Origin of the sequence: Curtobacterium sp. C2H10 (assembly GCF_025407985.1) — a bacterium.
In the GTDB taxonomy this organism is placed as follows: domain Bacteria; phylum Actinomycetota; class Actinomycetes; order Actinomycetales; family Microbacteriaceae; genus Curtobacterium.
In genome coordinates this window covers 1-1751 of sequence record NZ_JABXGF010000095.1, presented here as the reverse complement: position 1 = coordinate 1751, position 1751 = coordinate 1, and the positions used below count along the sequence as shown (strand labels likewise).

1 rRNA gene is annotated in these 1751 nt (G+C 58.3%); it reads right to left on the bottom strand.

The features are described 5' to 3' along the window. Window positions 1-411: 411 nt before the first annotated feature. A 16S ribosomal RNA gene (locus HWD93_RS18140) occupies window positions 412-1751 on the bottom strand; the annotation flags it as partial.

Below are 1751 nucleotides of genomic sequence, written 5' to 3'. Positions count from 1 at the left end.
ACCCAAAGGGCCTGATCATCGTCACGAGCGATCTAAGATGCTCGCGTCCACTGTGTAGTTCTCAACATACGATCGGCACCACACTCCCCCAGGAACAACGCTCCCAGCTTCATGCGGCCCACCGAAGAACCCAACCAGAACCCAAAGGCCCCAGTCACGGCTCAACCCCCGACCACACTCGGCCGGGAAGCCTGGTCCCTCAGGACCCAACAACGTGCACCAGCCGACCCGCTCACCCCCAACCCGTTCCAACCCGAACCACGAAGGCCCCGGCGTACTGAGATCGGGAAGCTGCGCTCCCGACTGCACTGTCAATGTTCCACCCATGAGCTACCGGCGAGAACGTTCGTCTCGATCCGGCGCCTGGACCCACCGTCCCCCGAAGGACACGACGAGCCAGATGCTCCTTAGAAAGGAGGTGATCCAGCCGCACCTTCCGGTACGGCTACCTTGTTACGACTTAGTCCTAATCACCGATCCCACCTTCGACGGCTCCTTCCACAAGGGTTAGGCCACCGGCTTCGGGTGTTACCGACTTTCATGACTTGACGGGCGGTGTGTACAAGGCCCGGGAACGTATTCACCGCAGCGTTGCTGATCTGCGATTACTAGCGACTCCGACTTCATGAGGTCGAGTTGCAGACCTCAATCCGAACTGAGACCGGCTTTTTGGGATTCGCTCCACCTTACGGTATCGCAGCCCTTTGTACCGGCCATTGTAGCATGCGTGAAGCCCAAGACATAAGGGGCATGATGATTTGACGTCATCCCCACCTTCCTCCGAGTTGACCCCGGCAGTCTCCTATGAGTCCCCGCCATAACGCGCTGGCAACATAGAACGAGGGTTGCGCTCGTTGCGGGACTTAACCCAACATCTCACGACACGAGCTGACGACAACCATGCACCACCTGTACACCGACCACAAGGGGGCGACCATCTCTGGCCGTTTCCGGTGTATGTCAAGCCTTGGTAAGGTTCTTCGCGTTGCATCGAATTAATCCGCATGCTCCGCCGCTTGTGCGGGCCCCCGTCAATTCCTTTGAGTTTTAGCCTTGCGGCCGTACTCCCCAGGCGGGGCGCTTAATGCGTTAGCTACGACACAGAAACCGTGGAAAGGTCCCTACATCTAGCGCCCAACGTTTACGGCGTGGACTACCAGGGTATCTAATCCTGTTCGCTCCCCACGCTTTCGCTCCTCAGCGTCAGTTACGGCCCAGAGATCTGCCTTCGCCATCGGTGTTCCTCCTGATATCTGCGCATTCCACCGCTACACCAGGAATTCCAATCTCCCCTACCGCACTCTAGTCTGCCCGTACCCACTGCAAGCCCGAGGTTGAGCCTCGGGATTTCACAGCAGACGCGACAAACCGCCTACGAGCTCTTTACGCCCAATAATTCCGGACAACGCTTGCACCCTACGTATTACCGCGGCTGCTGGCACGTAGTTAGCCGGTGCTTTTTCTGCAGGTACCGTCACTTTCGCTTCTTCCCTACTAAAAGAGGTTTACAACCCGAAGGCCGTCATCCCTCACGCGGCGTTGCTGCATCAGGCTTTCGCCCATTGTGCAATATTCCCCACTGCTGCCTCCCGTAGGAGTCTGGGCCGTGTCTCAGTCCCAGTGTGGCCGGTCACCCTCTCAGGCCGGCTACCCGTCGTCGCCTTGGTGAGCCATTACCTCACCAACAAGCTGATAGGCCGCGAGTCCATCCCCAACCAAAAAATCTTTCCACCACCAGACCATGCGGCCGG